Origin of the sequence: Bordetella genomosp. 11 (genome assembly GCF_002261215.1) — a bacterium.
In the GTDB taxonomy this organism is placed as follows: domain Bacteria; phylum Pseudomonadota; class Gammaproteobacteria; order Burkholderiales; family Burkholderiaceae_B; genus Bordetella_C.
The window spans coordinates 3830676-3854204 of record NZ_NEVS01000004.1 but is presented as its reverse complement, the minus strand read 5'-3'; the positions used below and the strand labels follow the sequence as shown (position 1 = coordinate 3854204).

The window sequence follows — 23529 nt, the reverse complement described above, 5'->3', positions numbered from 1 at the left end:
CATCATGTCGAATTCCAGCAGCTCCGATCCGCTCGACGCCCACTATCCCGTCGCCATCGTCGGCGGCGGGCAGGCGGGGCTTTCCCTCAGCTATTACCTGACGCGCCAGGGGATCCCGCACGTCGTCCTCGAGAAGCACCGCCTGACGCATACCTGGCGCACGCAGCGCTGGGACGCGTTCAGCCTGGTCACGCCGAACTGGCAGTGCGCGCTGCCCGGGCACCCTTACGATGGCGACGACCCCCACGGTTTCATGACGCGTGACGCGATCAACGACTATCTGGCCGGCTTCGTCGCCAAGGTGGCCGCGCCCGCCCTGGAGGGCGTGGAAGTCACGCTGGCGCGGCCGTCGGGCGAAAGCGGCTTCGAGCTGCGTACCAGCGCGGGCGAGTGCACGGCCGGGCAGGTCGTGGTGGCTTCCGGCGGTTACCACACGCCTATCGTGCCGCGCGCCGCGGAAAGGATCGATAAGGCCATCGTGCAGATCCATTCGAATGCGTATCGCAACCCGGGGCAATTGCCCCCGGGAGGGGTCCTGGTTGTCGGGTCCGGCCAGTCGGGCGCCCAGATCGCCGAGGACCTGCATCTGGCGGGACGCCAAGTGCATTTGGCCACCGGCGACGCGCCCCGCTGCGCGCGCTTCTATCGCGGACGCGACGTGGTCGATTGGCTGGCGGACATGCGGTACTACGACATGCCGGTGGAGAAGCACCCCCTGCGGGAAGGCGTGCGGGACAACACCAATCACTACGTGACCGGCCGCGATGGCGGACGCGACATCGATCTGCGCAGGTTCGCGCTGGAAGGCATGCAGCTCTATGGCCCGCTCACGGACGCGGATGCCGGTGTCGTTCGATTCGCGCCGACCCTGGCGGACAACCTCGACCGGGCCGACCAGGTCTACAACGGCATCAATGCCTCCATCGATAAGCACATCGCGGCGCGCGGCGTTCCCGGGGTGCCACCGCCATCCGTTTATGAACCGGTGTGGCGGCCGGCGGGCGAACGCACCGAACTGGACCTGCATGCGGCGGGGATCGGATCCATCATCTGGTGCATCGGCTTCCGCCCTGACTTTGCCTGGGTCGATGCGCCCGTCTTCAACGGCCGCGGCCAGCCGGTGCATGCGCGCGGCGTGACGGGACAGAAAGGCTTGTATTTCCTGGGACTGCCGTGGTTGCACACCTGGGGATCCGGGCGCTTTTCCGGCATCGCCCGCGATGCGGAATACCTGGCCGGGCATCTGTCCCGGCTGCACGCCCAGGCCGACGGCCGGCAATCTCCCGGGGCGATGGCCGCATAGGCGCTTCGCGAGCATGACGATGGATACCTCGCTTTCACGCTGCTATACCGCCGGCATGCCGCAACTGGCATATTCCGGCCTGTCCGAGAATTGGTTGCTGAAGGAGTGCGGTGACGTGCATTGGGAACGTCTGGCGCAAGCCCATGGGCTGCCGTTGCCGGACTTCCGCGACGCTTCCGGCAAGCGCGCCTATGCCGCCTTTACCCGCGTGCGCGTATCGGAAGGCGCCCTGGATCGCATCGCGGTCAATGATGCGTTTCACATCGATAGCGGCCTGGCGCCGGCGGGTCATGCCCAGTTCTTCAGCCGCCATCTCGCTCGCGGCCCGAGCGGCCGGCTGGCGCGCGTGGAGATGCTGTCGGCGTTCGTCTATCGGCAGGCGCGGGGCGATAACCGGTCGGTGGCGCGCGCGGCGCTGACGGCGGTCGAATCGTGGCGGCCGCGGGCTCACAGTCCCGGCCCGGACGAGGCGCAAGACTATGCGGAGGCGGCTCGCGTGCGCCGGCGCATCGCGCGGGACGATCGCGACGCCCGCACCGCGGCGGCCGGCCCCGCCGGCATCCCCCTGGAATGGCGGTGTTCGCCCTGTCCTGACACCGATTTCAATGGTGCCAGCTTTCTGTACTTCGCCACGTTCGCGGCCCTGGTCGACCGGGCGGAATGGCAGTTTTTCCGGCCCTTCCCCTTGCTGGCGGTCACATCGCGCGACGTGCATTACTACGGCAATGTGAACCTGGGCGAAGACGTGGCGGTGCGCTGCCTGGAGTGGACGCGCGAACCGGACGGTGCGCTGGCGCACCGCTGCGGCGTCTTTCGAGCGACCGACGGTGCATGGATAGCCGAGGTCTTCACGCGCAAGCGGCCCGCGGCGCCCCTGGACAGCGACTAGGCGGCCCGCGCGAACTTTCCCGATTCCGAAGAACCATTCCATGCCCAATCCCTATCCAGGCACCACGGCAATGCCGCCTCGCAAAGACCTGTACACGCCGCGGGACCTGCGGGATATCGATCATCTGGATACGCGGCCTGGCGCCTATCCTTTCGTGCGTGGGCCCTATGAAACCATGTACACGGAGCGTCCCTGGACGATACGCCAGTACGCCGGCTTCGCCGGGGCGCGGGAATCGAATGCCTTCTTCCACGCGCTACTGAGCGGCGGCGCGCAGGCGCTGTCCGTTGCCTTCGACCTGCCCACCCACCGGGGATACGATTCCGACCACCCGATGGCGGCCGCGGACGTGGGCGTGGCCGGCGTCGCGATCGACAGCGTAGAGGACATGGAACGCCTCTTCGACGGTATCGCGCTGGACCGCGTATCGGTATCGATGACGATGAGCGGCGCGGTTCTGCCCGTGCTGGGCAGTTTCATCCTGGCCGCGCGCGAGCGCGGCATTCCGCAAGAGCGGCTTGCGGGCACCATCCAGAACGACATTCTGAAAGAGTTCATGGTGCGCAACACCTATATCCACGCGCCCGGGCCATCGATGCGCATCGCCGGCGATGTCGTCGAGTATGTGGCGCGCCATATGCCGCGCTTCAATGCGATGTCGATTTCCGGCTACCACTTCCAGGAAGCCGGCGCCGACGGTCCTTTGGAGTTGGCGTTGACCCTGGCCAACGCCCGTGCCTATCTGCGCATGCTGGCGGAACGGGGCATGAAGGTGGACGATTTTTGCAGGAACCTGAGCTTTTTCTTCGGCGTCGGCATGGATTTCTTCGGGGAAATCGCCAAGCTGCGCGCGGCCCGCATCCTCTGGTCGGATATCGTGCGGGCCCACGGCGGCAGTACCCCCCGGTCGCAAGCCATGCGGATGCACTGCCAGACGTCGGGCTGGTCCTTGACCGCCGCCGATCCGTTGAACAATGCGGCGCGTACCACCCTGGAGGCCATGGCCGCCGTGTTCGGCGGTACCCAGTCCCTGCATACCAATGCCTGCGACGAAGCATGGGCGTTGCCCTCCGACGCCGCGGCGCGGCTGGCACGCAACACGCAGTTGATCCTGCAACACGAGGCGGGCCTGTGCGGGGTGGTCGATCCTTGGGCGGGATCCTACATGATGGAGCGGCTGACTGCCGACACCGTGCAGACGGTCCGGGTGCTGATGGAGGAGATCGATGCCGCGGGCGGCGTCCTCGCCGCATTGGAATCCGGGTGGCTTACCCGGCGCATCCACATCGCCGCCAGTCGGACGCAGGCGGCGATCGATTCCGGCGAACGCAGGATCGTCGGCGTCAATGCGTTCCAGGACGACGCCGCGCAAGCGTTATCGGGGCTGCGCGGCGATGCGCAGCCGGTGGAGATGCGGCGCATCGACGGCCGGCAGATCCGGGCCGAGCAGGCCGCGCGCCTGGCGGCGCTGCGTGCGCGGCGCGACGGCGGCAAGGTGGAGGCGGCGCTGGATCGCCTGGCCGGTCTCGCGGAACGGGGAAACGGTAACCTGCTGGAAGCCACGATCTCGGCATTGGAAGTCCGCGCCACGGTCGGCGAATGCACGGCGGCCCTGGAGCGTGTCTGGCCGCGTTACCGGGCGCGCCCGGAGTTTTCCGCGGGCGCGTATTCCGGCGCCCGACCGCCCGATGACCCGGCATGGTCCGCCGCGTGCAAGACGGTCGACGCCATGCGCCGTCGCGACGGGCGCGGACCTTCCGTGCTGATCGTCAAGCTGGGACAGGACGGTCACGATCGCGGCGCGAAGGCGGTTGCTGCGGCATTGGCCGACGCGGGCTTTCGGGTTCATTTGGGCGGTCTCTTCGACACGCCGGAATCGGCCGCGGACGAGGCCGCGCGTCTGGGCGTGGAGGCGGTAGGCGTGTCCAGCCTGGCCGGCGCGCATCTGGAGCTTGTGCCCCGTCTGGCGCGGTGCCTGCGCGAGCGCGCGATGGATCATGTGCCGTTGGTCCTGGGCGGTGTGGTGCCGGATGCGGATCGCGCGGCCCTGGTCGAGGCCGGGGTGGCGGCGATCTTTACTCCCGGCACGCCGATGGACGCCGTGGTCCGCGGCCTGGCCCGCGTTATCGAGGCGGCCCGTGCGCGTGGGGAGCACGCGGGCACCCGGCACGGCGTCGACACGGCCATTCCGTTGGCGGATGCGGCCGGCCCGGCGTGGGAGCAGCAATGGCGCGGGCGTTGATGGAAGCCAGGATGCCGCCCGTCGGCGCCGATACGCGCGTCGCGGTGGTGTTGGCCGGCGGCATCGGCAGCCGGCTATGGCCGCTTTCGAACGGCGAGGAACCCAAGCAGTTGGCGCGCGCGCTGGCCAGCCCGTCCCTGTTGCAACGTACCGTCGCGCGGCTTCGGCGCTGTGCCTCGCTGCCGGGACACGACACGCCGATGCTCGTGGTATGCGGTGCGGCGCATGCGCAGCTTACTTCGGAGCAGTTGGACGAGGCGGCACCCGGGCAGTGGGAACTGCTGCTCGAACCGGTACGCCGCAATACGGCGCCGGCACTCACGGCCGCGGCCCTGTGGGCCGCTCGACGGTACGGCGATCCCATTATGATCGTCTCGCCCGCCGATCATCACATCGACGATGAACCGGCGCTCCAGGCCAGCATCGCCCAGTCATGCCGGCTGGCATCGGCGGGCAAGGCAGTGTCCCTGGGGGTCGATCCGCGTCACCCGGAGACCGGGTACGGCTATATCGAGATAGGCGAATCCGCGGACGAACACGGCGCCCGCGTCATGCGCGCATTCCGCGAGAAGCCGGACCGGGCGACGGCGGCGGGCTATGTCGAAGATGGTCGCCACTTTTGGAACACCGGTATCCTGATCCTGCGGGCTTCGCTGTGGCTGTCATTGGTGGGGCAGTATGAGCCCGCCATCCTGGCCGCCTGCGAGGCGGCGTTGCCGTCTTTGCCGAAGGAGTCGGTCCGCCACGCGCTCGACGCACGGGCCTTCGGCGCCAGTCCAACCCGTTCCATCGACCACGGCGTGATGGAACGCCTGCCGGCACGGATGCCGCACCTTCCCGTCGTCGTTCCCTTGCGATCGGCATGGTCGGACCTGGGTTCCTGGGACGCCTTGTGGCGTGTTGCCGGGCACGATGGGCGCGGCAATGCAAGCCGGGGCGAGGTGGCGTTGCGGGACGTCGAGGACAGCCTCGTATACGCTCATACCCGTCAGGTTGTTTGCCTGGGGCTCAAGGATATCGTCGTGGTCGAGACCGCTCAGGCGGTCCTGGTGGCCGAGCGCGGCCGGGCCCAGGAACTGGGCCAGTTCGCGCAGGGCGAGGCGGTGGCGGAGCGCGCCGGGGACACACAGGGCGGCGCCGTGCGTCCCTGGGGCCGTTACGAGGTGCTCTCGGAGAGTACCGGTTACCGGGTCAAGCGTCTGTTTGTGGAGCCGGGGCACAGCCTTTCGCTGCAGCGCCACCGGCATCGCAGCGAACACTGGATGGTGCTGCGCGGACAGGCGCAGGTGACACTGGACGGCCGTATTTTCACGCTGGCGCCTGGGGGATCGGTCTCCATCCCGGAGGGTGCCTTGCACCGGCTGGCGAACGCAGGCAGCGCTTGCCTGGAAGTCCTGGAAACGCAGCTCGGCGACCACTGCGACGAGCGCGACATCGAACGCGTCGCCGACAGGTACGGCCGCGCCTGAGGCGGATGCTCCGAATTTCCGCCTTATCACGCGAATGTCGGCGCTTTATGGTTTTCGCTCCAGGAGTACCGATCCATCCATTCCATCTTCCGTTCACTTCCTGCTCGACCAGATGGACATGGAGCAGGTCGTCCGGAAATCGCATCGCGGGGGCGTGTCGGGATAGGTGCTCAGTGCCGCCCGGCACGCAACACACAGCCGACAGCCAGCGCGGCCAGCGCGCCCATGGCGAACGTCGCCACGGGCATGCCGCGCGCCATGTCGCGGGCGATCTGCGGCGCGCGCGGCCCGGCCAGCCGCAGGCGACGCCGCGTCATCTCGCCGCCGAGTTCCTGCAGGCGCGTTTCGGAAAACAGGCGCTCGGCCGCGGGCAGCAACACGGTCTCCTCATCCGCCACATGGTGGATGACGTCGCGCATCAGCGCCATCACGGTTTCGTCGTAGCGCGGGTCGGTCGGCGCCATGGCGCGCAGCTCGTCGATGAGGCGGCGCATTTCCATGTGCTCGGGGACGCTTTTGCGCAGCACCTCGTCATCCGTAACGGCGCGCAGCGCGGGATAGAAGATTTCTTCCTCCAGCGTGGCGTGGATTTCCAGCGCCGTACAGATCACGCCGACCAGGCCGGCCTTGCGCGAAGGCGGGATGCCGGCACGGTAGCGGTGGAAGGTGGTCAGGACATGCGTGTGATCCAGGCGGATCATGCTGGTGGCGCGGGGGATCAGGCGCTGATACAGGGGCTGGCCGCCGCCTTGGGGGAAGCCGGCGGAGTCGGAGGGGAAGTCGGTCGCGTTCATCGGGATGGCTCCAGGGGCAGGGCGGCCGCAATCCGGCCGGGACCGCCCGTGGCGCAAGCCGCATTCCCATGTCGATGGGTCTTCGCGAATGAAATCAAGCCACGTCGCGAGGCGGCTTTCGTCCGTTAAAGGGTAGCGGATCGCATGCCGGCGGTACCGCCCTGCCTGCCGGGGCGCAGGGACTCCGGGCCCGGAACCTGCTGGTGCGGCACGCGCCCGACCGCCGGCGACACCGGCAACGATTGCATCGCCAGCACCCGCTGGCAGGGCGCCAACGCCAATATCATCACCCGCACGGGAACGACATGGACGGCATCGTTTCGAGACGCAGCGCGGTCACGCGCTATTCGGGTTCCTATTCCTGGGCCGGCTACACGCTGGGATTCGCGATGAGCGGCTTCTTCGACGGGATCCTGCTGCACCAGATCCTGCAGTGGCACCATCTGCTGTCCGGCCTGCAGGATGCGCGCTTTCGCGACTTGCGCATACAGATCCTGGCAGACGGCCTGTTCCATGCCGCGATGTACGTGATCGCGTTGGCCGGGTTCTACATGCTCTACCGCGCCCGCGCGGACCTGTCGCTGCCGCGCGCGGGCCGGCGGCTGATGGCCAATTTCTGGATCGGTTTCGGCGTGTGGCATGTGCTGGATGCCGTGTTGTCGCATTGGATCACGCGCATCCACCGGATACGCATGGACAGCGCCTATCCGCTGGCCTGGGATCTGGCCTGGCTGGCGCTGTTCGGCCTGGTCCCGCTGGCCGTGGGGTGGTGGATGCGGCGGCGTCCCGGCGGCGCGCCGCCGCGGGCGGGCGTGGCGCTGGGGCTGGCCGGCGCCTGCCTTGTCGCCGGTACGATGAACCTGTTGCCGTTGCGCGGCGGCGGGGACACGCTGACGGTGGTCCTGCGCCCCGGGGCTTCGGGGGCCGCGATGTGGCGGGCGCTGGAGGACACGCGCGCGCGCGTTGCCTGGACAGATCCATCCGGCGCCGTATGGGTGCTGCGCGGCGACGACGGGCTGGACGCCTGGCGGTTTTACCGTCATGGCGCGATGTACGTCGGCGGGCAGGGGGCGCTGGCGGGATGCGCGGCGTGGTTGTCGGCCGCCGACGGCCGGGGCGCCGCCCGGACGGCCGGCCTGTTTCGCTAGCGGACGGCGGTTCCCCGCATCCGGTCCACCATCGCGGGCGCGGCCCCCAGGTAATTGGCCGGATCGCACAGCCTGTCGATGGCGGCGCGGTCCAGGTGGGCGGTAACCCGCGCCTCGCGCGCCAGTACCTCCGCTAGGGGCTGCTGCCCGGCCAGCGCCACCCGGCACGCGTCGTAGACCACGTCGTGCGCCGTCTGGCGGCCCAGATGGGGCGCGAGTCCCATCATCACCGCTTCGGCGACGATCAGGCCGCCGGTCAGGTCCAGGTTGCGGCGCATGCGCTGCGTATCCACTTCCAGGCCGCCCAGCATGAATTTGGCCTGGCGCAGTGCGCCAGCGGTCAGCACGAAGGATTCTGGGATGGCGGACCATTCGATGTGCCACGGCCCGGTGGCGCGTTCGAAGTCCTGCACCATGGCATCCAGCGCCAGGCCGGCGTGTTGCCGCACCACCTTGGATGCGCTAAGCATCAGCTCGCAGGAAATCGGATTGCGCTTTTGCGGCATGGTGCTGGACGCCCCGCGGCTTTTGACGAAGGGCTCGAAGGCCTCGGCAAGCTCGTTGGTCATCATCAGCATGACGTCCAGGGCGATCTTGCCCAGCGAGCCCGTCACCAATCCCAGGAACTGGATGGTTTCCGCCAGGCCGTCGCGTGCCACGTGCCAGGTTACCGGCGCGGCATGCAGGCCGAGCTCTTGCATCAGCGCCTCGTGCACCGCGATGCCCTGGTCCCCCAGCGAAGCCAGGGTGCCGGCCGCGCCGCCGAACTGGCCGACCAGCGCGCGCGGACGCAGCTGCGACAGCCGTTCGCGGTGGCGCCGTATCATCAGCAGCCAGACCGCCGCCTTGTAGCCGAAGGTGATGGGCAGAGCGTGCTGCAAATGGGTGCGCCCGGCCATCGGCGTGTCGCGATAGCGTTGGGCCAGCGCATCGAGGATGCCGTCCAGCTCGGCCAGGTCGGTGTCGATCAGGTCCAGTGCCTCGCGCACCTGCAGTACGGTGGCGGTGTCCATGATGTCCTGCGTGGTCGCGCCCCAATGCAGGTACTCGCCTTCCGGGCCGCACATGCGCGCCAGCTGGTGGACCAGCGGCAGGATGGGATAACCGACGATCTCGGTCTCGTGCTTGAGGACCTCCATGTCCAGCCGCGACGCGTCGGCACGGGCCGCGATGGCGTCGGCCGCGGCCCGCGGGATGATGCCCAGGCCGGCCTGTACACGCGCCAGTGCGACTTCCGTTTCGACGTAGCGGCGCAGCGTGGCGGCGTCGTCGAACACCGCGCGCATCGCGGCGGTGCCGAACATGTCTTTGAACACGGTGGATTCGATTACGGAGATAGGCATATGAGGGTGTGTCGCTGGTGATGAAAAGAAAGCCCGGCGGTGGACGCTCGCCGGGCGGCGAGGCTACTGGAGCTTGATGTCGGCGTCCTTGATGACCTTGGCCCAGCGCGCCGTTTCCTGCTGGATGTAGTCCATGAAACCGGATGGCGTGGACGGCGACGGGATATAACCCAGTGCTTCCACGGTCTTGACGAACTTCGGATCGTTCACCGCCTGGGTGACGGCCTTGTTCAGCACCCCGACGACGCTGTCGGGCGTGCCGGCGGGCGCCAGCAAACCATACCAGCCCTGCACCTCGTAACCCTTCAAGCCGGCTTCCTGCACGGTCGGTACGTCCGGCATCAGGCTGATCCGCTGCGGGCTGGTAACCGCGACCTTGTTCAGCCGGCCGGCCTTCGCCAGGTGCAGCGAGTCCGGGCCAGCGAAGACGGCGTCGACCTCACCGCCCATCGCCGCCGTGACCGACGGGCCGCCGCCCTTGTAGGGAACGTGGAGCAGCTTGACGCCCGCCGTGGTCGCGAGCAGTTCGGTGGCAAGGTGGCTGGTATTGCCGTTGCCTGCCGACGCCACCGACAGGCGGCCCGGGTGCTCCTTGGCGTATTGCAGGAACTGCGGCATGGTCTTGGCCGGGAACTTGGGGCTGGTATAGAGCACCAGCGGCAGCTTGGCGACCATGCCGATGGACGCGAAGTCCTTCACCGAGTCGTAGGGCAGGTTCGGATAGAGGCTGGGATTGATGGCGTGGGAGGCCAATACCATCACCAGGGTATAGCCGTCGGGCTTGGCCCGCGCGACGTACTGCGTGGCGATGACACCGCCGGCGCCGGGCTTATACGACACCACGATCGGCACACCCAGCTTTTCCTGCAGCGCGGCGGAGAGCGGTCGCGCCACCGCGTCGGCGGTGCCGCCGGGCGGATACGGAATGATCATCTCCACGGGGCGGTCGGGGAAGGGCGCGGCCTGCGCCGCGGTGGCCAGGGCCAGCGCCGCTGCGCCGACCAGATGTTTGACTGCGTGTTTCATTGCTTGTCTCCGGTTGTCGTGTCCTGGCCGCGCCGTCGCCTTGTTGCTGTCGTGTGCGTTCGTCGTGGCGGTGGTGCTGCGGTAGGTTGTGGTGTCGTTAAAGGAAAACCAGGTCTTCGGCATAGTCCAGCGGCGCATCGGTCGCCGCTTCCAGCGCCGCGCGCGTCAGGCCTTCGGCCATGGCGCGCACGACGAATCCGCGCGCCGGATCGACGTCGATCACGGCCATGTCGGTATAGACGACGTCGACGACGCCCTTGCCGGTCAGCGGGAAAGTGCAGGTGCGCAAAAGCTTGGGGCGGCCATCGCGCGTGGTGTGTTCCATGACGACGATGACTTTGCGGGCGCCCGCGACCAGATCCATGGCGCCGCCGATGCCGGGTACGGCATCGGTATCGTCGGTCGCCCAGCTGGCGATGTCGCCGTCGCAGGAAACCTGGAACGCGCCCAGGATGGTGGCGTCCAGATGGCCGCCGCGCATCATGGCGAAGGACAGCGATTGGTCGCAGATCGATGCGCCGGCGATCAGTTGCAGCCGCGCCTTGCTGGCATTGATCAGGTCTTCGTCTCCCGGGTCGCCGGGCGTGACGTCTTCGATACCGAGGATGCCGTTCTCGCTGTGCAGGATGATTTCCTTGGCGGGGTCCAGGTACTTCGCGACCAGCGTGGGCATGCCCAACCCGATGTTGACGTAGCTGCCGGCGGGGATCTCCGCGGCCACTTGCTGCGCAACGCGGTCGCGGCTGAGCTTTTTCAGGGTGTTCATCATTTGCTGTCCTTGCGCACGACGCGTCCGACGAAGATGCCGGGCGTGACGATGGTTTCGGGATGGATCAGCCCCAGGGGCAGGATGTCGTCGACCTGCACGATCGCCGTACCGGCCGCCATGCACATCACCGGCCCGAAGCCGCGACCGGCAAGCCGGTAGGTCAGGTTGCCCCAGCGGTCGGCCTGGTAGGCCTTGACCAGGGCGAAGTCCGCGGGCAGCGGTTCTTCCAGCACGTAGCCCTTGCCCTGGTAGACGCACTGCGGCTTGCCCTCGGCGATGGGCGTGCCGTAGCCGGTCGGCGTGTAGAAGGGGCCCAGCCCGGCGCCGGCGGCGCGCATGCGCTCCAGCAGCGTGCCCTGCGGGACGAGCTCGAGCTCGATCTTCTTTTCCCGGTACAGCGCCGCGAACACATCCGCGCCGGACGATTTCGGGTATGTGCAGATCATCTTGCGCACGCGTCCAGCGGCCAGCAGCGCCGCCAGTCCGGTGCTTCCGGTGCCGGCGTTGTTGCTGATGATGGTCAGGTCGGTGGCGCCGTGATCGATCAACGCGTGCAGCAGCTCGCGCGGCAGGCCGGAGTCGCCGAAGCCGGTCACCATGACCGATGCCCCGTCGCCGATGCAGGAGACCGCGTCGCGCAGGCTGGGGGATATTTTGTTAATCATGGGTTCCCTCACAGAAATGAAACACGCGCCGGGGTGCCGTTTGTCCGCGTGGCCGCGCGCCACGGTCCATGCGCCACAGGCGCCGGCAACCCGTCTTCACAATGCCGCGGCGCTGCCGAGGATGGCCGTGGACTGGCTCGACAGCGTCGCGCCGTTGCCGTGGACCAGGGCTACATCGCAGCGCTGTTGCCGCTCGCCGGCTTGACCCCGCAGCTGCCGCACAGCCTCGATCACCAGGAACACGCCGTACATGCCCGGATGGCCGAACGACAGGCCGCCGCCGTTGGTGTTGACCGGCAGCCTGCCGCCGGGCGCGATGGCGCCGTCGGCGACGAAGCGTCCGCCTTCGCCCTTGGGGCAAAACCCCAGGTCCTCCAGGAAGAGAATGGTGTTGATGGTGAAGGCGTCGTACAGGCACAGCAGGTCCACATCGGCGGTGGACAGGCCGGCCATGCGCAAGGCGCGCGGCCCGGATTCCGCGGCGGCGGTCACCGTCAGGTCTTCCATGCTGGAGATCTGCCGGTGCCAGACGGCGGTGGCGTTGCCCAGGACGTAGGCCGGCGGATGCGGCAGATCGCGGGCGCGTTCTGCGCGTACCAGCACGAAGGCGCCGGCGCCGTCGGTAAGCAGACAGCAATCGCGCACGGTCAACGGGTCGCACACCATGCGGGCATCTAGTACGTCGCGTACCGAAAGCGGATCGCGCGAGTAGGCTTCGGGATTGAGCCGCGCCCAGGCCCGCGCCGCCACCGCGACTTCGGCGAGTTGTTCGCGCGTGGTGCCGTATTGCGCCATGTGGCGAGCCGCGGCCAGTGCGTAGGCACTGATCGGCTGCATCGGTTCGTAGGGCGTCTCGTAGGGTTGGGGGTCCAGGACCTGGCGCATCTTGCCGACGGCGGCGCGGTTGACCGTTCCCGTGCGCTGCGTGCTGCCATAGCAGACCAGCACGGCGTTGCATACGCCGGCCGCCAGCGCCTGAATGGCGGGGAGCAGATGCGCGACGAAGCTGGATCCGCCCAGCATGGTGCTGTCGATGAAGGCCGGGCGTATGCCCAGGTATTCGGCGACCGGCATGGCCCACATCGTCGCGGAGGCGCTGCAGGTGCAAAGCCCGTCGATATCGGACATCCGCAATCCGGCATCCGCGACGGCGCGGGCGGCGGCCTGCGCCAGGATTTCCATTTCGGTATAGCCGGCGGCGGAACCCATGCCCGCCTGTCCCACGCCCACCACCGCGGCGGCGCCGCGCAATGCGTTCGCGTTCATCGTGCCTGCTCCGTCAGCGTGAAGACCACCAGGTTCTGTTCGCCCTCGCGGCGCACCTGCGCGCGCACCCTGTCGCCGATGCGCGGGACCGACGGGTCGACGTCCTCGACGCGGCTCATCATGCGCACGCCCTCGTCGAGATCGACCAGGCACAGGTTGCGGTCGCCGCCGGCCTGCGGCGGGCGGCGCATGACCGTGGTGGAGTACACCGTGCCCAGGCCCGAGGGCGGGCGCCAGTCGAATTCCTGTCCGTCGCAGGCCGGGCAGGCGACGCGAGGGTAGAACACGGCCTTGCCGCAGCCCCGGCAGTGCGGGATACGCCAGTCGCCATCGCCCAGATAGCGGAAATAGGTCTGTTCGGGGCCGAGCGGGCCCGGGGACGCGTCGCCGCGTCCGCTGGATGCATTCGACATACGGGGTACCTCGCGAAAGTCAGATGGGATCCCAGCTCACCACGTCGGGCGACCGTTCCAGCGCATGGAAGCTGGAACGCATCGCCGGTATGGCGATCCGCGCGATGGCCTGCGGCGTCCAGCCTTCGCTCATATGGACGGAACGCACCGGACGCGGCTGGCTGAACAGCAGGATTTCATTGGCGCGCACGCCGAATATCTGGCCGGTGACGTCGCCGGCGGCGTCGCTGGCCAGGAACACCGCCATGGGCGCGATCTTGCCGGCTTCCATCTTCTTGAGTTTTTCGACGCGCGCCGCTTCTTCCGGCGTGTCGGCCGGAATCGAGTCCGTCATGCGGCTCCAGGCGAAGGGTGCGATGCAGTTGGAGCGGACGCCGTACTTTTGCATGTCCAGCGCGATGGATTTCGATAGCGCGACGATCCCCAGTTTGGCCGCGGAATAATTCGCCTGGCCGAAGTTCCCTATCAGCCCCGATGTGGAGGTCATGTGCACGTAGGCACCGCCGCGCTGGGCGCGGAAGTGCGGCGCGGCCGCGCGGCTGACGAAGAAGGTGCCATGCAGGTGCACGTCGATGACCGAGCGCCACTCGTCTTCGTCCATGTTGTGGAAAAAGCGGTCGCGCAGATTGCCGGCGTTGTTGATGACCGCGTCGACGCGGCCATAGGTATCGAGCGCGCAGGCGACGATGCGCTGGGCGCTGTCCCAATCCGCGACGCTTTCGGCGCAGGCGACCGCGGTGCCGCCGCCGGCCCGCAGTTCCTCGGCCAGCGACTGCGCCACGCCGCTATCGCCGCCCTGGCCGGACAGCGATACGCCGACGTCGTTGACCACAACGCGCGCACCGGCCCGGGCCAATGCGTGCGCGATGCCGCGTCCGATGCCGCCGCCGGCACCGGTGAGTATGACTACCTTGTCTTCCATGTCGCCCGTCCACCGCTCAGGGGATGCGCGGCGCGTCGGGATTGTGTCCGGGCCGCTCATCTCTAATATGTATGTACATAATATTAAGTACAGTACATATTCCCTGTCAACTGGCGGGTGCCCCCCGCGCGGGGCGGAGGGGCGGCCGGTGCGTGGCCGATGTATGCCTTATCGGGCGTCGACCCGTCTAGCTCCAGGCTTTCGGCGCCGGGACAGCACAGGGCCCGCTGACCGGGATGCTGGTGAAGTCCGCCGGGCCCACGATCTCCAGGTATTCCATGTCCCTGGAATAGTCGAACAGATAGTGGCGGATTCCGGGGCGCTGGTGCACGCAATCGCCTGCGCTGACCAGCGTTTCGCGCTCTTCGTACATGAAGCGCGCCCAGCCCTTTAGCATATAGACGATGTGGAACTGCGCCTCGTGGATATGCCAGCCGGTCCCGGCTTCCGGCGCCTCGTTGGCCCTGACGAGCTGGGCGATCACCTTGCCACGCGTGGCCTTGGCGATGCCCAGGTCCCGGTATACGAAGAAATCCCGCAAGCCTCCGGACCGGAATTCCGTATCGCCCGGACGGACATGTGAGAATAAAGTTTCCGAATCCGCGTCCGCTTTGTCGTTGTCCATGGCCCTGTCTCCAAGAAGAAAGATGCGAGCGTCAAGCTCGAATCGACTGTAGGAGTCCGCCAGGCCAGCGGCAATACCGTAAAACTACTTTGGCGGGCGCGGATGATGTCCCTTCCCGGTCCGGAGATCGAACGATGAGCCCGCCCGACATAGACTACAAGGAAGTCCTGATGCGCGCGCCGGTGGGGATGTGCGTGTCCCGCAACCGTGTCATTCAGTTCGCCAATCCGGCGCTCGAAAAAATGTTCGGTTATGGCGAGGGCGCATTGAACGGCATTTCCTTCGAGTTCCTGTACCCCAGCGTCGCGGAATTCACGCGCACGGGCCGGCGCCTGCTGCGCCTGCTGGGCCAGTCGGATGCCTACTCCGATGAACGCATCATGAAGCGCCTGGGAGGCGAGCTTTTCTGGTGCCATACGAACGGGCGCTCGCTGGTGTCGCGCAACCCGCACGCGTCCGTCATCTGGGTATTCGAAGACCTGAGCGCCAAGCGGCCGGTGGCGTCGGGGCTGACCGCGCGCGAGCGCGAAATCGCGGCCCTGATCGCCGAAGGCAAGACCAGCAAGGTCATCGCGCGGCAGCTGGACCTGAGTCCGCGTACCGTCGAAATGTACCGTGCCAGGCTCATGACGAAATTCGCGGCCAAGACCTCGGCCGGCCTGATCCACAAGCTGATGAGTTTTTCCGCGGCATAGGCGCCGGCCCCGAAACCGCGCGCGCGGGTGTCCGGCATCAGGTCACGGAAGGCGAGCCGACCTGCGTGGCCGCCAGCGAGGCGTTCAGCGTGTAGATCGCGGTCAGGGATGCTTCTTGCAGCACCTGCCCCCGTATCGCGTCCAGTACGTCGCCGGCCCGGAATACCGGCGGCAGCGCGAGCGTCGGGACGGCCAGCGCATACACCGTAAAGCGGTAGCGATGCGGCCGGGCGTCGTTCCATGGGGGCGCGGGCCCGCCATAACCCTGGCCAGCCGCGCGGCCCAGCCCAGGCATATCGGCATAGTCGTTCAGGCCCTGGCGGCAGGGCGGCGTGGCGCGGACGGCCGCCGCGCCATGTTCCCGGATCGGGACAAATGCCCCCTCGTCGATTTCACGCAGGGACGCGGGAAGATCCACGACGACCCAATGGTAAAAGGCGCGGCGGGGCGCGTCGGCGTCCAGCGTCGCGCCTGCGTCGTTCAGCCGCGAGCGATCGACGGGCGCGTCGAGGTCGGCGCACAGCAAGGCGAACGAGGCCGTGCCGGCCGGCACGTCGTCCCAGGCCAGATGCGGATTCAGGTTCTCCGAAGGTTCCAGCGTGGTAGGGCTGGTGTTGCGGGACAGGGCATACCGGTCCGGAATGGCCTCGCCATCGAGGAACGAAAGACTGTTGAGTTTCACTATCGCGCCGCCTTGTCATACCGTGGACGGATGTCCACCCGGTTGCGCGACGCGCGATCGCGCGCCACGTCGGGGCGTCGCGTGCAAGCCCCGTTCCTAGCGCGGTTGGCGCGGTATGCCTTCAACAGGAGGCCAATCGCGCCAAGCGCGCCGAAGTAACCGGCCTATGCGCCGCCACTGCCCCTGGTCTGGCGCGGCTTCGCGGCGACAGGAACAGCCGTTACGCCGGCGTCCACGCGAAGGTTTCTTCCCGGGACGGCCGGATGGAATAGTATGTCGGACCGCTATCCAGCAGTTTTTCCGGCTCGCGCGCGGCGGCGTCGAGCAGCGTCACCATGTCGAGCACCTTCTTGTTCGCCGGTGTCGTGCCCGTATCGCGGGCGTCGCGATGGACGGATGACCGGGCCTGCGACCGCGGTACGTGCGCCGAAGCAAACGTGGAGTCTGTGTAAAGAAGAGAGTTCGGGGGCGAAGATGTGATGTTGGGCATGGTGCCTCGATAGGATGCAAGGGCTGAAAAAAGTGCCCAGCCGCAAGGGCTGGCCACCGGGCCTGCTCCGTGGCCGTCCGGCGCCGTGCATTCCTTCCTCGATGCCTTCCCAGGCCGGTCCGCGCCCAAATGCCGGCAAAGTCCGAGGCGGCGGCGAACGTGGTACAAGCATAGGCGCCGGCGCCCATGCGCCGGCAAGCCGCCATTTCCGGACCCCCGATGAAGAAAACCGATCTCGAAAAAAACAAAGCTCTGAAACTGATGGGCAAGCTCAATGCGGCTGTCCCGCCGGGCCGCTATGCGGGCACCGAATCCGTGCCGGACCGCCGCGAACAGCGGCGGCTGGACCAGGCGGCGGGCCTGGTTCCCTTTCCGGTCAAGCTGCGGCAGCCGCTGGCCGACGCCCTGCGCGCCAGGGCGCAGGCGGAAGGAATCAGCACGAACGATCTGATCAATGCGCTGCTGGCCGAAGCGCTGAAAGACTGACGCGTATGCATATCTGGGTCGATGCCGATGCCTGTCCCGCGGTCATCAAGGACATCCTGTACCGTGCGGCGCAACGCGCGCAGCGGCATCTGACGCTGGTGGCCAACCAAATGCTGCGCACGCCGCCGTCGCCATGGCTGCACGCCGTCCAGGTGCCGCGCGGCTTCGACGTGGCGGACGACTATATCGTGCTGCACGCCAACGCGGGTGACCTGGTCGTCACCGGCGATATCCCCCTGGCGGCGCAAGTGCTGGAAAAAGGCGCGCTGGTGCTCAATCCGCGCGGCGAACGCTATAGCGTGGATACGATACGCGAGCGCCTGTCGATGCGCGACATGATGGAGGAACTGCGCAGCGCCGGTGTGGACACGGGCGGCCCGTCGGCGTTCAGCCAGGCCGACCGGCGCGCGTTCGGCAATGCGCTGGACAGCCTCATCGCGGCCCGGCTGCGCGCCGACCGCCTGGCCGGGCCGTAATGCATCGTTGACGAAGTCCCCTGGCGTGGCGATAGCCCGGCCGGTCAAGCGTCCGGTTCGGGGCTTCCTCCCAATTGGAAACGCTCGAAAGGGCCCAGGGCTTCTTCGATCGCCGCCTTGTCGCCCGCGCGTCGTTTCTTCAGCCAGGTCCACTGCTTGACGATCAGCTTGCCCGCCTGCCGGTCCGCCTTCAGGTCGATGGCGGCGACGACCTCGTCGCCCATGAGCACGGGCAGCGCGAAATAGCCCAGCACGCGCCTGGCGGGCGGCACATAGGCTTCGAAACGGTGCTCGTAGCCGAAGAAGTGTTGCAGCCGCTTGCGTTGGATCACCAGGGGGTCGAAGGGCGACAGGATGTGGACGAGCGGCGCGCCTTCGCGCGCCGGCGGCGTCTCCAGCGCCGCAGGCTCGGCCCAGTGCTGAAGGCCGTCATGGCCGTCGATATGGACGGGCACCAGCTGCTTGCGACGGATCCGGGCGGCGATCAGTTCGGCCACTGGGGCCTTCATCGCCGCATTGCCGTAGCAGATCGAGTCCAGGCTGGCCATGCCCTGCGCGCGGATCGCGCGGTCCAGCAGATACTGTGCGAACTGCGCCTGCGTGGCCGCCCGGGGGCGCGGAGGCCAGCCGAAATGGCGGGGCGCCAGCTCGTAGGTCTTGACCATGCCGGCGCGCCGGCTGATGGCCAGGTCGCCGATCAAAAAGCCCAGGCGCAGGGCCCGCTTGGACGGCTTGCGGCTGTCCCAGGGATGGGTCTTTTCGACGAGCGCTTCATCGATATCGCGGATGGAGAGCGCGCCTTCCTTGCGTATCCGCTTCAGCAGGGCGGCATAGTCGGCGTCGGCGACGGTCGTGAACGCGGTGCGCGGACCGGCGCGATGCTGCGCCATGGCCGGCATGAAATAGCGATAGTCCGCCGTCGGCACATACGACAGCGCATGCGTCCAGTATTCGAAGACCGATTTATCGACGGACTGCGCCCGTTCCAGGTCGGCACGCGCGTAATCCGGTATACGGGTGTGGAGGATGTGATGATGGCTGCGCTCGATCACATGGATGGTATCGATCTGCACATAGCCCAGGTGCTCGACCGCCTTGCGGGTAGCGTCCGGGCCGGCGCCGAAGGGCGCCACCCGGTCCAGGCACTGGGCGCGCAGCCATATCGCCCGTGCATGGGCGGGCGCGACAGCGAAGGACGGTTTGCTCAAGGGGACTCCGGTCATGCTGTTGACGGCGTGGGCCATGCGCGTCCCCGGGTGCCGCGATTGCGCGTTTCATCCCGCGCAACCGCGTCCCGGCCGATGCCGCCGCCTATTTCGCCGGCGCGGAAGTCGCGACCAATTGCGCGAAATCCTTGTCCAGGCGGCCCAGCGCATCATCGATATGCGCACGGTGTTCCTTGATCCAGTCGGCCTGGGCGGACAGCCGTTCATGCGCTTCCTTAAGCATGCGCTCCATTTCCGCCGGTTGCGGTCCGCCCGACGTCGCGCGATTCCTGACGATGGCGACGGGATCCAGCGATGAACGGAACTCCGCCTCGCTCATGGGAAGCTCCTGCGGATACTTGCTGCCCTTCACGACGTCGGCGTAGATACGCTTGGCGTCCGCGTACGGAAAGTCCAGCGGCTTGATATCTTTCTGCCGGGCATACTCCACCACTTCGGATGCGAAATGGTGGCCTTCGCGGAAAGGCAGCTTGTACTTGCGCATCAACAGATCGGCCAGCTCCTGCGAAGCCGTCCAGTCGCTGTTCAGCTCTTCCAGCGCGCGGTCCGGGTTGATGACCAGCGCTTTCATCACGCGATCCCATTTCTTCAGGACCTTGATGGCACTGTCCACCATGGCGGAGTTCTGCGCCACGTCCTTGGGGTCCGGCATGCCCGGCGTGATGTTGTGGGTCTGGATGATGGGGCCCATGGCCAGCGTGATGGCCGTCGATGCGTCGCTGCGCGTCGAGTTCAGCAGGCCGGGATTGCGCTTTTGCGGCATGGCGCTGGACACGTAGGTATTGCCGCCGCCTTCCTGCAGCAGGATCCACGGCCGCGATTGCGCGTACTGCGTCATGATGTCTTCGATGAAGTTGCCCGTGTGCAGCGCGATGCTGGTCACGATGGAGGACACTTCCACCGGCTCGTCCATGGAGGAAATCTGCGAAGCGTCATAGGCGTTATCCACCAGTTTGGCGAAGCCCAGGTAGTCCGCCATGCGCTTGCGGTCCAGCGGCCAGCTGGTGCCGTTCAATACCGTGGTGCCCATCGGCGAGCGGTCCACGCGGGCGTAGGTTTCGCGGATGCGTTGCGCATCGCGATCCAGGGCAGCGGCGTAGCCCAGCAGGTAGTGGCCATAGCTGTTGGGCTGTGCGGCCACGCCGTTCGTATAGTTGGGAACGATGGTATCGACGTGCCTGGAGGCCAGGTTCACCAGCGTGGTCGATGTCGCGTTCAGCTGTTCGGCGAGTTCCAGCAGTTTGTCGCGCAGGATGGCCGCGCGATAGGTGGCGTGCATGTCCTGGCTGGAGCGTCCCGCGTGCAACAGCGTCACATCCAGGCCGCCGGCCTTGATCAGCAAGGGTTCGAACGTAATGACGGTGGAAGGACGCTTGCCGCCGGGCTGGTTGCCGTCCTGGATGACCTTGGCGACGGCGGCCGCCAGGCGCGGTGCCATGGATTTGTCCAGCAGGCCTTCGTCGGTGTTGATGACGGCGGTCGCCTTGTTGATTTCGCCCAGCCAGAAGAACTCGTCGCGCCCGGGGGCCTTGGTCAGTTTCCCGCTGGCGGCCGGCTGTGCCGGCGCGCTGCCTTGGGCGGTGGTGGCCGGTTGCGCCGGCGCGCCGGCTTGGGGCGACGCGGAAGCGCCAGGCTGAGGGGAAGGCGCCGCGCCGGCCGGCGCGGTGGCGGTGGCCGGTGTGCCCTGGGCGGCGGCTATCGCGCTGCAGCAGGCAAGCGCGATGGCAAGACAGGTCGGGGCATAGCGTTGCCTCATGGGGAGTCTCCTTTTTGATCGGGCTTCATTCTAGCGAAGTCCCTTCTTATTGCTACACCCCGATGCGCGGGGATTGCCGCCCCGGTGTCCGGCAGTACCGGGGCCTACAGTATCCCTTCCTCGGCATACGGCTGGTTGGCCTCGATGCGTTCGTATCCCAGGCGGGAGAGATCGATGGCCAGGAAGCGCCCGTGGACGACCAGTTCCGCGATACCGCGGCCGGCAGCCGGCGCGTGCATCATGCCGTGCCCGGAGAAGCCGGCGACGGTCAGCAGGTTGGGCATGCGGCTCCAGCGTCCGATGACCGGATTGCCGTCGAATTCGTTCTGTTCGTAAAGACCCGACCACGTGCGATGGCACCTGGCGGCTTCGAAGGGCGGGAAGCGGTGGGCGACCGCGGGCCAGACGACGGATTCGAAATAATCGTGATCGACGTCGAAGTTGTAGCCGCGCGCCGCGTCGCCGGCCACGAGTCCCCCGGAGAATCCCTTGCCTTCCGAACGGAATGCCAGCCGGGCGACATCCTTGACATAGGGTAGCGGTTCGACGGGACTGCCCGCGGTGAAATAGTGTTCGAAGCGCCGCAAGGGCGAAATCGGAAGGTCCATGCCGAAGAAGCGGGCGACGTCCCCGCTCCAGGCTCCGGCGGCATTGACGAAGGTGTCCGCCCGCAGGACCGCGCCGCTTTGCAGGCGTAGGGATGTGGCCTTGACGCGGTCGGCATCGGCGCCGATGACGCGGTCCTGAATGTACTGGACACCCAGCTCCGCCGCCTTGCGGCGGAATCCCCACAGCAGGCCATGGGGATCGCACCAGCCATCCAGGGGGGTGAGCGCGCCGACGCCGAGATCGTCGACGTTCATGGAGGGATAGCGCCGCTTCAGTTCGGTTGGTGTCAGCAGGTCCACCGTGCAACCGTGCGCCTGCTGGCGCCTGACATTGCGTTCCAGCGCGGCGGCATGCCCGGGCGGGACGATGAACAGGTACCCACCCTGGACCCAATCGACGTTCGCCGGCTGCGTGGCGGTGGCCATGGTGCGTTCGAACGACTTGATGAAGTCGATGCTGAAAAGCGACATGGCGATGTTTTCCGGGCAGGTGAACTGCACGCGGCAGCCCCCGGAGGCCCTGAGTGCCGACGCGAACTCGTAGGTCGGGTCGGGCTCGATCACGCAGACGGAGAGGCCGGGAGCGGCCTGCTTGAGGAAATAGGCGGTACTGGAACCGACGATGCCACCACCGATGATGGCAACGTCATAGCGGGAGTGTTCGGCGGGCGTCATCTTTTCATCCTGTGACGGAGACCCGCCTATCATGCCACCGCCGCCGGGATCCTGGCAGCCGGAGCTTGCCCTGCGCCAGCCGGCGACCGCGGTGTCAGGGCATGGCGTGCGCCCGCGAAGCGCTACGCGCCGGTACCGAAAGAATCGCCTCGATGGTCAACCCGATGGCGAGCAACTGGCGGTCGGCATGCGGAGGGCCGTCGATTTCGATCCCGACCGCCTGGCCCTGCGCCGTATATCCCGCCGGCATGGCCAGGCCCGGCAGACCGGCATTGCTGGCGGGCAGCGTATTGCGCAGGTAGGCGTAGTTGGCGGATACCGGCTGGTCGTTCAACGCGACAATGCCATGGGCCGACGCCAACCGGCCCGCCACCGTGATGGTGGTGGGCAGCAGGATGCCGTCCAGCTTGTGCTGGCAGAACTGCTCCAGGAACATGCGGCGCAGCGCGGGCCTGTGCGTGCGGATGGCGGCTTCGTACAGGCCGGCGGACACCCGGTGCGGCGATCGCGGGCCGATGAAGTCGTCAATCAGGGCGCGGACATCGTCGCCGGCGGCAGCGCGCGTCAGTTGGGGCATGGTCACGCCCGTTTCGTGGATGCGCAGGTAGCGCTCCATGGCCGGCCAGAACTCCGCGAAGCCGATGGCCGTGCCGGTGGCCTCGCTGAGCGCACCCAGCCCCGGCATGCGCAGTTCGATCAGCTGCACGCCGCTTTCGTCCAGTCGCCGCAGCGCGGCATGCACCAACTGCCGGACTTCCGTGTCGAGTCCTTCGAAGTAGAAGCCCGGGACCACCCCCAGGCGTATGCGTTCCGGCCTGGCCGCCACGACGGGACGCTGGGAACCGGTGATGACCTGATCCAGCAAGGCCACGTCCGCCACGGTGCGCGCCATCGGGCCCGCCGTGTCGCGCGTGGGACTGACGGGCGTCACGCCCTCACCGGGATATCGCCCGACGGTGGGGCGCAGTCCCACGATGCCGTTCAAGGCCGCGGGAATGCGGATCGATCCCGCCGTATCGGTGCCGATGGCCGCGTAGGCCAGCCCCAGCGCCACCGCGACCGCGCTGCCGCCGCTGGAACCACCGGCCAGCCGCGACGGATCGCGCGCATTGCGTACATCGCCGAAGTGCGCGTTGTGCGAGGTGACGCCCAAGGAGAGTTCATGCATATTCGTTTTGCCGACGAACAGCGCGCCTGCCTGGCGCAAACGATGAATCACCGCCGCATCGCGCGTGGGCCGGAAGTGTTTCAGCCCCGGCGTGCCCGCGGTATTGGCGAAGCCCGCCACATGGACATTGTCCTTCACCGCGATGGGCAGGCCCTGCAACGATACGGGCGCCAGCGTGCCGGCCGCCGCGCCGGCGCCCGCCTGTTCCAGCACGTCGTCGTACGCGGAGGCAATGAACGCGCCGAAGCCCTGGCATTGCGCGTGGCGCCGGCGTGCCGCATCGATCAGGTCGTGGGTGCGTATGGTGCGGCGGCGCAGGGCGGCGACCGCCTGGGTAAGCGTGAAGTCGGCGACATCCGCGGGCAGCGATGCGGAACGGAACGGCAATAGCAC

The 23529-nt window shown here is 67.5% G+C and carries 23 protein-coding genes; 8 read left to right on the top strand and 15 right to left on the bottom strand.

The genetic code is table 11. The features are described from left to right. The first annotated feature begins 4 nt into the window (after positions 1-4). From CAL28_RS24950 to CAL28_RS24935, 4 genes are read left to right on the top strand one after another with little or no spacing between them, the layout of a single operon-like run. Positions 5-1303 (top strand): MSMEG_0569 family flavin-dependent oxidoreductase, encoded by a 1299-nt coding sequence (locus CAL28_RS24950; protein WP_094843819.1) that lies wholly within the window; start codon positions 5-7, stop codon positions 1301-1303. Between the two features lie 13 nt (positions 1304-1316). Then, positions 1317-2192, top strand: a complete 876-nt coding sequence (locus CAL28_RS24945) for a Pnap_2097 family protein (protein WP_254926223.1) — start codon at positions 1317-1319, stop codon at positions 2190-2192. 40 nt (positions 2193-2232) lie between these two features. After that, positions 2233-4434 carry a methylmalonyl-CoA mutase gene (gene scpA, locus CAL28_RS24940; protein WP_094843818.1) on the top strand — a complete coding sequence of 734 codons (2202 nt, stop codon included), beginning with the start codon at positions 2233-2235 and terminating at the stop codon, positions 4432-4434. A gap of 11 nt (positions 4435-4445) precedes the next feature. Then, positions 4446-5903 carry a mannose-1-phosphate guanylyltransferase/mannose-6-phosphate isomerase gene (locus CAL28_RS24935; protein ID WP_176464108.1) on the top strand — a complete coding sequence of 486 codons (1458 nt, stop codon included), beginning with the start codon at positions 4446-4448 and terminating at the stop codon, positions 5901-5903. 170 nt (positions 5904-6073) lie between these two features. Here the strand turns inward: CAL28_RS24935 and CAL28_RS24930 are convergent, their stop codons facing one another. Beyond that, entirely contained in the window at positions 6074-6604 is a 531-nt protein-coding gene (locus CAL28_RS24930) for a hemerythrin domain-containing protein (RefSeq protein ID WP_254926330.1), read from the bottom strand. 398 nt (positions 6605-7002) lie between these two features. Here CAL28_RS24930 and CAL28_RS24925 point away from each other — a divergent pair, with 398 nt between their 5' ends. Beyond that, positions 7003-7845: a DUF2243 domain-containing protein gene (locus CAL28_RS24925; protein WP_094843815.1), complete on the top strand. Its 843-nt coding sequence runs from the start codon at positions 7003-7005 to the stop codon at positions 7843-7845. On the opposite strand, the gene CAL28_RS24920 is transcribed toward CAL28_RS24925, so the two are convergent. The 8 genes from CAL28_RS24920 to CAL28_RS24885 all read right to left on the bottom strand — a co-directional run bounded on the left by CAL28_RS24920 (position 7842) and on the right by CAL28_RS24885 (position 14874). Next, complete coding sequence (locus tag CAL28_RS24920; RefSeq protein ID WP_094843814.1) at positions 7842-9188, bottom strand: class-II fumarase/aspartase family protein; 1347 nt, start codon at positions 9186-9188, stop codon at positions 7842-7844. The genes CAL28_RS24925 and CAL28_RS24920 overlap by 4 nt on opposite strands. A 63-nt stretch (positions 9189-9251) precedes the next feature. After that, positions 9252-10214 carry a tripartite tricarboxylate transporter substrate binding protein gene (locus tag CAL28_RS24915; RefSeq protein WP_094843813.1) on the bottom strand — a complete coding sequence of 321 codons (963 nt, stop codon included), beginning with the start codon at positions 10212-10214 and terminating at the stop codon, positions 9252-9254. 97 nt (positions 10215-10311) lie between these two features. Beyond that, complete coding sequence (locus CAL28_RS24910) at positions 10312-10983, bottom strand: 3-oxoacid CoA-transferase subunit B (RefSeq protein WP_369597688.1); 672 nt, start codon at positions 10981-10983, stop codon at positions 10312-10314. After that, positions 10980-11648 carry a 3-oxoacid CoA-transferase subunit A gene (locus CAL28_RS24905; RefSeq protein ID WP_094843812.1) on the bottom strand — a complete coding sequence of 223 codons (669 nt, stop codon included), beginning with the start codon at positions 11646-11648 and terminating at the stop codon, positions 10980-10982. The genes CAL28_RS24910 and CAL28_RS24905 overlap by 4 nt, the downstream gene beginning before the upstream one ends. 96 nt (positions 11649-11744) lie before the next feature. Beyond that, positions 11745-12914: an acetyl-CoA acetyltransferase gene (locus CAL28_RS24900; RefSeq protein WP_094843811.1), complete on the bottom strand. Its 1170-nt coding sequence runs from the start codon at positions 12912-12914 to the stop codon at positions 11745-11747. Continuing rightward, positions 12911-13327 carry a Zn-ribbon domain-containing OB-fold protein gene (locus tag CAL28_RS24895; protein ID WP_094843810.1) on the bottom strand — a complete coding sequence of 139 codons (417 nt, stop codon included), beginning with the start codon at positions 13325-13327 and terminating at the stop codon, positions 12911-12913. Before CAL28_RS24895 ends, CAL28_RS24900 begins: the two co-directional genes overlap by 4 nt. 19 nt (positions 13328-13346) lie before the next feature. After that, the gene (locus CAL28_RS24890; protein WP_094843809.1) at positions 13347-14249 is read right to left on the bottom strand and encodes an SDR family NAD(P)-dependent oxidoreductase; all 903 of its coding nucleotides are present in this window, start codon (positions 14247-14249) and stop codon (positions 13347-13349) included. A gap of 187 nt (positions 14250-14436) precedes the next feature. Beyond that, entirely contained in the window at positions 14437-14874 is a 438-nt protein-coding gene (locus CAL28_RS24885) for a cupin domain-containing protein (protein WP_094843808.1), read from the bottom strand. A gap of 134 nt (positions 14875-15008) precedes the next feature. On the opposite strand from CAL28_RS24885, the gene CAL28_RS24880 reads away from it, so the two are divergent. Continuing rightward, complete coding sequence (locus CAL28_RS24880) at positions 15009-15569, top strand: PAS and helix-turn-helix domain-containing protein (RefSeq protein ID WP_094843807.1); 561 nt, start codon at positions 15009-15011, stop codon at positions 15567-15569. A 37-nt stretch (positions 15570-15606) separates the two neighbouring features. Here CAL28_RS24880 and CAL28_RS24875 read toward each other — a convergent pair whose 3' ends face one another. Beyond that, the gene (locus CAL28_RS24875; protein ID WP_094843806.1) at positions 15607-16251 is read right to left on the bottom strand and encodes a YbhB/YbcL family Raf kinase inhibitor-like protein; all 645 of its coding nucleotides are present in this window, start codon (positions 16249-16251) and stop codon (positions 15607-15609) included. Between the two features lie 220 nt (positions 16252-16471). Beyond that, a complete protein-coding gene (locus tag CAL28_RS29630; protein WP_141218246.1) occupies positions 16472-16741 on the bottom strand; it encodes a hypothetical protein in 270 nt (89 codons plus the stop codon). Positions 16742-16960: 219 nt separating this feature from the next. Here CAL28_RS29630 and CAL28_RS24870 point away from each other — a divergent pair, with 219 nt between their 5' ends. Together CAL28_RS24870 and CAL28_RS24865 are read left to right on the top strand one after the other, a co-directional pair. Beyond that, the gene (locus CAL28_RS24870) at positions 16961-17227 is read left to right on the top strand and encodes a hypothetical protein (protein WP_094844841.1); all 267 of its coding nucleotides are present in this window, start codon (positions 16961-16963) and stop codon (positions 17225-17227) included. Positions 17228-17232: 5 nt separating this feature from the next. Beyond that, positions 17233-17703, top strand: a complete 471-nt coding sequence (locus CAL28_RS24865) for a YaiI/YqxD family protein (protein WP_094843805.1) — start codon at positions 17233-17235, stop codon at positions 17701-17703. A 44-nt stretch (positions 17704-17747) separates the two neighbouring features. On the opposite strand, the gene CAL28_RS24860 is transcribed toward CAL28_RS24865, so the two are convergent. The 4 genes from CAL28_RS24860 to CAL28_RS24845 form a co-directional block, all read right to left on the bottom strand. After that, complete coding sequence (locus CAL28_RS24860) at positions 17748-18911, bottom strand: winged helix-turn-helix domain-containing protein (protein WP_217906599.1); 1164 nt, start codon at positions 18909-18911, stop codon at positions 17748-17750. 103 nt (positions 18912-19014) lie between these two features. After that, positions 19015-20685 (bottom strand): argininosuccinate lyase, encoded by a 1671-nt coding sequence (locus tag CAL28_RS24855; protein WP_254926222.1) that lies wholly within the window; start codon positions 20683-20685, stop codon positions 19015-19017. 104 nt (positions 20686-20789) lie between these two features. Next, entirely contained in the window at positions 20790-21968 is a 1179-nt protein-coding gene (locus CAL28_RS24850) for an NAD(P)/FAD-dependent oxidoreductase (protein ID WP_094843804.1), read from the bottom strand. 94 nt (positions 21969-22062) lie between these two features. After that, positions 22063-23529: an amidase family protein gene (locus tag CAL28_RS24845; protein WP_176464107.1), complete on the bottom strand. Its 1467-nt coding sequence runs from the start codon at positions 23527-23529 to the stop codon at positions 22063-22065.